Raw genomic sequence first — 6,867 nt, forward strand, 5'->3', positions numbered from 1 at the left:
CGCCCCCACAGAATCGCGCCCATGGGTCACCTCGAAGCCGCGCACCTGGAGTACTACCTGCCCGACGGAAGGGCACTGCTGGGCGACGTCTCGTTCCGGGTTGGGGAGGGGGCCGTCGTGGCCCTCGTGGGGCCCAACGGCGCCGGGAAGACCACCCTGCTGCGGATGCTCGCCGGTGAGCTCAAGCCGCACGGCGGGTCCGTCGTCGTCGGTGGCGGGCTCGGGGTCATGCGGCAGTTCGTCGGCTCCGTACGCGACGAGACGACCGTGCGGGACCTGCTCGTGTCCGTCGCCACGCCCCGCGTCCGAGAGGTCGCGAAGGCCGTCGACAAGGCCGAGCACGCCATCATGACCGTCGACGACGAGGCCGCCCAGATGGAGTACGCGCAGGCCCTCGCCGACTGGGCCGAGGCCCGCGGCTACGAGGCCGAGACGCTGTGGGACATGTGCACGATGGCCGCGCTCGGGGTGCCGTACGACAGGGCGCAGTTCCGGGAGGTGCGCACCCTCTCCGGCGGCGAGCAGAAGCGGCTCGTCCTGGAGGCGCTGCTGCGCGGCACCGACCAGGTGCTGCTCCTCGACGAGCCCGACAACTACCTCGACGTCCCCGGCAAACGCTGGCTGGAGGAGCGGCTGAAGGAGACCCGCAAGACGGTTCTGTTCGTCTCCCACGACCGCGAACTCCTCGCCCGCGCCGCCGAGAAGATCGTCTCCCTGGAGCCCGGCCCCGCGGGCGCGGACGCCTGGGTGCACGGCGGCGGTTTCGCCACCTTCCACGACGCCCGGCGCGAGCGCTTCGCCCGCTTCGAGGAGCTGCGCAGGCGCTGGGACGAGAAGCACGCGCAGCTGAAGAAGCTGGTGCTGAACCTCCGTCAGGCCGCCGCGGTCAGCCATGAGATGGCCTCCCGCTATGCGGCCGCCCAGACCCGTCTGCGCAAGTTCGAGGAGGCCGGACCGCCCCCGGAGCCGCCGCGCGAGCAGGACATCAGGATGCGGATCAAGGGCGGCCGCACCGGCGTCCGGGCCGTCACCTGCGCGAACCTGGAGCTCACCGGCCTGATGAACCCCTTCGACCTGGAGGTCTTCTACGGCGAGCGTGTCGCCGTCCTCGGCTCCAACGGCTCGGGCAAGTCCCACTTCCTGCGCCTGCTCGCCGGCGACGACGTGGCGCACACGGGCGACTGGAAGCTGGGCGCCCGGGTCGTGCCCGGCCACTTCGCGCAGACCCACGCCCACCCGGAGTTGGAGGGCCGCACGCTCCTCGACATCCTGTGGAAGGAGCACGCACAGGACCGCGGCGCCGCGTCCTCGCGGTTGCGCCGCTACGAGCTCACCCAGCAGGCGGAGCAGACGTTCGACCGTCTCTCCGGGGGCCAGCAGGCTCGCTTCCAGATCCTCCTGCTGGAGCTGCAGGGCGTGACCGCGCTGCTGCTGGACGAGCCGACCGACAACCTGGACCTGGAGTCCGCCGAGGCCCTCCAGGAGGGCCTGGAGGCCTTCGACGGTACGGTCCTCGCGGTCACCCACGACCGCTGGTTCGCCCGCTCCTTCGACCGCTTCCTGGTCTTCGGCAGCGACGGCCGCGTCCGGGAGACCCCGGAGCCGGTCTGGGACGAACGCAGGGTGGAACGGGCCCGTTAGGGCCCGCTCCCGGTCACTTCCAGCGCAGCAGCGCTCCCAGGCCCCCCACGGGAACCTCCTGCTCGGAGACCGACAGCGCGGGCGCGTCCGTGGCCACCGCGGAACGGATCAGGGCGTCGTCCGCCCGGGCCGGCCACGAGTGCTGCTCGCCCAGGACCTTCAGGTCCGTGCGGCGCACCGCGAGCTGGTCGGGGTCCTCCCCGATCCACACCTCGCGGTGCGCGTCGGGCCCGTCCACCCTGATCAGCAGCTCGTCGATGCGGTGCTCCCGTGCCGCCTCGACCAGCGCGGGCACGCCCTCGACGGCCCCGGCCCGGCCCTCGTCGTCAGGGCTCCGGGCGGCCCGGAACCGCTCCAGCTCCGCCTCGGCCTGGCGCGCCACATGCTCGGCCCGGGCCCGCTCCACGTCCTCGTCGAGCAGCCGGCTGCCGGCGCCGTGCGGCGCCTCGACCACCAGAGCGTGCAGCCGCTTGGGCAGCCGCTCGTGCACGGACCGCCGCTCCCGGTCGTCGCCGACGAGAATCAGCAGGTCGGCCTTGGTCTCCTCCTGGCACACGGCGAGCGCGTCGGCGATCTCCGCGGCGTTGTGCTCCCAGGTGTTCTCCACCCGCAGCTGGAAGTGTCGCTCCGACCAGTCCGCGGAGCCCGTCCGGTGAACGGGCCACTGCCGGCCGGTGACGCTCCCGGCGTCCTCCCGGCCCAGCGCGTTGCGCAGCTCGAAGTCCGCGCCCTTGCGGTCGACGTACGCCACCACGCACACCGGGTCCTCACCGGCCAGCTCCAGCAGGGGCGCGACCCGCGGCAGCGGCGCCCATTCGGCCCAGTCGCCGCCCCGCGGTGGACGGACCAGCGGCGGGTCGAGGACGACCTCGCCGGCGCGGGCGAACAGAGCGCGGCCGTGCGGCTCGGAGGAGTGCCGCAGATCCTCGATCGCGCTCCGTACGGCCCGGCACGTCGCCTCGTCCGCTCCCTGCTCGGCCAGCGCACCGGCCATCGCCTGGGCCGTCAGCTCCCGCTCGTGGGGAGTGCCCTCCGTGTGCCGTGAGGTGTCGACGTACACGGAGGCCCAAGGCCCGGGGTGTTCGTACAGTGGGTGCAGATAGGCGAGATCCATGGTTCCTCCCGGATACCGCTCGGGGGCAGTGCTCAGTTGCTCCGGGGGCGGGTACCCGGACCGCAGGGACGAACACGACGAGCGGGGCGACACGATGACCGGAGTGGACCCTGACCGGCTGGACGACCAGCAGCTCATGAAAGAGCTGGAGACCATCCACCGCACGCGTCATGACACGCTGCTCTACGGCTCGAACGACGCGCTGCGCGCCCACAACGAGCGCATGGCGCAGCTGGAGGGCGAGTATCTGCGCCGCAACCCGCGCCGCCCGGTGGCCGCGGGCCGCACGCGTGAAGGGGCCCGGGAGCGGGGGAGCGGGGAGTCGGAGACTCCCACGACCCCCGGCACCTGAGCCCCTCGAAGGACACGGCAGGCCGGTAGCGGCCCCGTGGAGCGCCCGGCGACGCCGCCGGGCGCTCCACGAAGCCGCCGGGCCGTCAGGCGGCTTCTTGGGCGAAGACGTCCAGGAAGGTTTCGCAGAACGCCTTCAGATCGTCCGGCTTGCGGCTGGTGACCAGCTTGTTCGCCCCGTGGTCGCAGACCTTGACCTGCTTGTCGACCCACGTGCCGCCCGCGTTGCGGATGTCCGTCTGCAGGCTCGGCCAGGACGTGAGCTCCCGGCCGCGCACGACGTCCGCCTCGACCAGCGTCCACGGGGCGTGGCAGATCGCCGCCACCGGGCGGCCGTGCTCGAAGAAGTCGCGGACGAACGCCACGGCCTTGTCGTCCATCCGCAGGAAGTCCGGGTTGGCGACGCCGCCCGGCAGCACGAGAGCGCCGAAGGAGTCCGGCGAGGCGTCGCCCACGACCTCGTCCACGGGGAACGTCTCCGCCTTGTCGAGGTGGTTGAAGGCCTGGATCTCGCCCTGCTGCGTCGACACCAGCACGGGTTCGTGACCCGCGTCCTTCACGGCCTGCCACGGATCGGTCAGCTCGACCTGCTCGACACCCTCGGGTGCGACCAGAAACGCGATACGCATGATGCTCTACGTCCTTTCCCGTTCTTCTTCGTTCTCGCGGCCGGCGTACAGGCCGGCCCTGGTCCGATCCGCCCGGTGCGGGTTCACACACCGCCCCGGCTTCACGCACCGCCCCGGGTTCACGCACCGCCCCGGGCATCGGGCTCGGCACGGCTGATGTCGGCGAGGGCCGACGCGGGGTCCTCGGCCTCGGCCACGTCGCCGAGGCTCACGATCCCAACCGGCAGCCCGTTCTCGACCACGGGCAGCCGGCGCACCGCGTGCTCACGCATCAGCGTCACCGCCGTCGCCACCAGGTCGTCCGGCGTCACCGTCACCGGATGGGGGGTGCACACGGTCCGCGCGCTGACCTTCATCGGGTCGGTGCCGTCGGCGACGGCCCGCACGGTGATGTCACGGTCGGTGAGTACACCGATCACGTCCTGACCTTCGGCCACCACCACGTCGCCGATGTTCTGCGTGCGCATCAGCTGCGCCGCCTCGACGAGCGAGGCGTCCGGGCGTACGGCGGCCACACCCGCCGTCATCACGTCCTTGACGTACTGGGCCATCACGGGAGTCTTCCCTCCGTTCCCAGGCCGGTGGGGGCGCCACGGCAGGCCGCGGCGCCCCCGACGCGGTCCCTACGCGTACTCCTCCGGCCCGGTCTCACGGGCCCGGATCAGGGCCTGGGCCAGCTCCTGGACAGTGCCGTAGCGCTCCTGGCGCGGCAGCCCCTCCACGGCCTCGACCAGGGCGTCGGGCGCCTGGTGGCCGCGCAGCTCGCGGACCAGCTCGCGCGCGCTCGCGGGGAACGCCCTGCGGCCCAGGATCCGGGCCAGTTCGAGCCGGACCGACTCCAGGGACGTCGGCGCACGGCTCGGGGTCACCGGCCCGTGGGCGACCTCGGGGTCGTCCTCGGCGGCCGGCTCCGGGTCGTGCCACTCCTCACTGCGCGTGGGATGCCCGGACCTGAGCAGACCCTGCAGTTCGTGTTTCATCTCGTCGTCCCGGTGGACGCTCAGCCGGTCGCTGCCTCGCTGCATGTCTCCCTCCAGACGTTCGGGGGCCCGCACCGCGTACCCGTACACCGGACGGCGACACAGGTTCCGTGAGCCCGATCGCCGCCGTCCGCACTGGTTTGCGCCATGTTCTGCGGGAGACCCGGATCACACCCCCCACACCTCTCTGGGGAAGGACCCGTCATGGCGATGCTCGCTGTGCTCATCCCGCTGCTCATGCTCGGAGTGGTGCTGGTGCTGGGACGTTACGAGGAGCTGCTTCTGCCGCGGGAGGACACCGAACGGCGCCAACCGGCCGTCGTGCCCCCCGCTGCTCCGGGTGCCACGTCCTCGCCCGCCCCGGCGGGAACTCCTGCACCTTCGCCTTGAAACCCGCTCGACCAGCGGCCCCCGGTCCGTCGACGCCGTCACCCGGCAGCAGTCCGGGTCACCCTGCGCGACGGCGGAAAACCTCTCCGGGTTTGCGGGAGGGGGCCGGGGGCAGGCGCCCATGAGTGCTTCGGACAGGAGGCACGCCCGTGGGAGCGACGTCGCGCGCCGCCACCGACGCCCTGTCCCACAGCGGATGCGCTTCCACGGTGACCGTCCAACCCAGAGCACTTTCAAGGGAATTGCGACGCATCATGCAGACCCGAACCAGCGCGAAACGGCACCCCCACGACGACGCCCCCGACACCGCCGAGTCCTTCCGCAGGCTGACCTCGATGCCCGCCGGCCCCGAGCGCGACGCACTCCGCGACGAGATCGTCGAGGCCTGGCTGCCGATGGCGGACCGTCTCGCCGGACGCTTCCGCAGCCGCGGCGAGAGTTTCGAGGACCTCCGCCAGGTCGCGGCCCTCGGCCTGGTCAAGGCCGTCGACCGGTACGACCCGGAGCGCGGCAACGCCTTCGAGAGCTACGCGGTGCCGACCATCACCGGCGAGATCAAGCGGCACTTCCGGGACCACATGTGGACCCTGCACGTGCCTCGCCGCGTCCAGGACCTGCGCAACCGTGTGCGTGTCGCCGGCCAGGACCTGTCCCAGACCATCTCCGGACGCCGACCCACCGTGACCGAGCTCGCCGAGCACGCGAACATGAGCGAGGAGGACGTCCGGGCCGGTCTGGAGGCGCTGGAGAGCTTCACGGCGCTGTCCCTGGACGCGGAACTGCCCGGCAGCGAGGACGGTTACTCCCTGAGTGACGCGCTGGGGTCCGACGATCCGGCGCTTGACACGGTCGTAGACCGGGAGTCCGTGAAGGCCCGGCTGGCGGCGCTGCCCGAGCGGGAGCGGGCGATCCTGTACATGCGGTTCTTCGGGGACATGACGCAGAGCCGGATCGCCGATGAGCTGGGGATCTCGCAGATGCACGTGTCCCGGCTGATCAGCCGGTGCTGCGGGCGGGTGCGGGAGCAGGTCATGCGGGATGTCGCCTAGCGCCGCAGGGTTGACCGGTCGTGCCGGTGCGGGCCCGTGGCCGTGTTCGTGCGGGCAGTGGTCGTGCCGGTGCTGCCCCGAGGCCGTACCTCCACGGGCCCGTTGGCGGCTGGTCGCGCGGTTCCCCGCGCCCCGTGCCACCTCCGATTCACCCGGTTGAGTGGCACTGTCCCGCCAATGGGGCCCCGCCGCGCGCGACGACACAGCGGCCTGGCTGTCATGGCAGAGGGGAATGACTACCGAAGGAGTCCCCTCGATGCGCCGCAGCCTGCACGCCCTGTCCGTCGCCGTCCTGGCCGGCTCAGCCCTGCTCGGCGGCGCGCCGGCCGTCTTCGCGGAGCCGGCCGCCGAGGTCAGTCCCGCCACCGTCCACCCCGGAGGCACACTCACCGTCTCGGTCAGCTGCGATCCGACCGGGGGACCGCCGCCCGACACCATCGACGCCACCTCGCAGGCCTTCGACGAGGGCACGGTGCCACTGCAGCGGGTCACCGGCAACGACGACGAGGTGTCCGGCCCCGCCTACCGCGGCGCGGCCCGCATCGCCTCCGCGGAGAACTTCGAGGGCGATCCCGACGCCCAGGGCCAGGACTCGGCGTGGACCGTCGACGGCACCTGTCCGGCCGCTCCCGGCGGGGAGGGCAAGGAGTGGAGCGCGACGTTCACCGTGGCGCACGGCGCCGGTCCCCACAAGCCGTCGCACCACCCCACCC

The 6,867-nt window shown here is 72.4% G+C and carries 9 protein-coding genes; 5 read left to right on the plus strand and 4 right to left on the minus strand.

The window, feature by feature from the left end:
• Positions 1-21: 21 nt before the first annotated feature.
• Positions 22-1,641, plus strand: coding sequence for an ATP-binding cassette domain-containing protein (locus tag C1J00_RS35435; protein WP_102913048.1), 1,620 nt, complete (start codon positions 22-24; stop codon positions 1,639-1,641).
• Positions 1,642-1,654: 13 nt separating this feature from the next.
• On the opposite strand, the gene C1J00_RS35440 is transcribed toward C1J00_RS35435, so the two are convergent.
• Positions 1,655-2,755 (minus strand): baeRF2 domain-containing protein, encoded by a 1,101-nt coding sequence (locus tag C1J00_RS35440; protein WP_102913049.1) that lies wholly within the window; start codon positions 2,753-2,755, stop codon positions 1,655-1,657.
• 94 nt (positions 2,756-2,849) lie between these two features.
• Between C1J00_RS35440 and C1J00_RS35445 the strand changes: the two genes are divergently transcribed.
• On the plus strand, positions 2,850-3,107 hold the full coding sequence (locus tag C1J00_RS35445) for a DUF6158 family protein (protein ID WP_102913055.1): 258 nt from the start codon (positions 2,850-2,852) through the stop codon (positions 3,105-3,107).
• Between the two features lie 85 nt (positions 3,108-3,192).
• On the opposite strand, the gene C1J00_RS35450 is transcribed toward C1J00_RS35445, so the two are convergent.
• The 3 genes from C1J00_RS35450 to C1J00_RS35460 form a co-directional block, all read right to left on the minus strand.
• On the minus strand, positions 3,193-3,735 hold the full coding sequence (locus tag C1J00_RS35450; protein ID WP_102913050.1) for a type 1 glutamine amidotransferase domain-containing protein: 543 nt from the start codon (positions 3,733-3,735) through the stop codon (positions 3,193-3,195).
• Between the two features lie 119 nt (positions 3,736-3,854).
• Positions 3,855-4,286, minus strand: coding sequence for a CBS domain-containing protein (locus C1J00_RS35455; RefSeq protein WP_102913051.1), 432 nt, complete (start codon positions 4,284-4,286; stop codon positions 3,855-3,857).
• Positions 4,287-4,358: 72 nt separating this feature from the next.
• On the minus strand, positions 4,359-4,760 hold the full coding sequence (locus C1J00_RS35460; RefSeq protein WP_102913056.1) for a DUF2795 domain-containing protein: 402 nt from the start codon (positions 4,758-4,760) through the stop codon (positions 4,359-4,361).
• Positions 4,761-4,919: 159 nt separating this feature from the next.
• Here C1J00_RS35460 and C1J00_RS35465 point away from each other — a divergent pair, with 159 nt between their 5' ends.
• The 3 genes from C1J00_RS35465 to C1J00_RS35475 all read left to right on the plus strand — a co-directional run.
• Positions 4,920-5,105 carry a hypothetical protein gene (locus C1J00_RS35465; protein ID WP_102913052.1) on the plus strand — a complete coding sequence of 62 codons (186 nt, stop codon included), beginning with the start codon at positions 4,920-4,922 and terminating at the stop codon, positions 5,103-5,105.
• A 254-nt stretch (positions 5,106-5,359) separates the two neighbouring features.
• The gene (locus C1J00_RS35470) at positions 5,360-6,154 is read left to right on the plus strand and encodes an RNA polymerase sigma factor SigF (RefSeq protein ID WP_102913053.1); all 795 of its coding nucleotides are present in this window, start codon (positions 5,360-5,362) and stop codon (positions 6,152-6,154) included.
• 256 nt (positions 6,155-6,410) lie between these two features.
• Positions 6,411-6,867, plus strand: a 457-nt coding sequence (locus tag C1J00_RS35475; protein WP_102913054.1) for a hypothetical protein, incomplete at its 3' end; no start/stop codon positions are given.

The organism is Streptomyces cahuitamycinicus, from assembly GCF_002891435.1.
Classification (GTDB): Bacteria; Actinomycetota; Actinomycetes; order Streptomycetales; family Streptomycetaceae; genus Streptomyces; species Streptomyces cahuitamycinicus.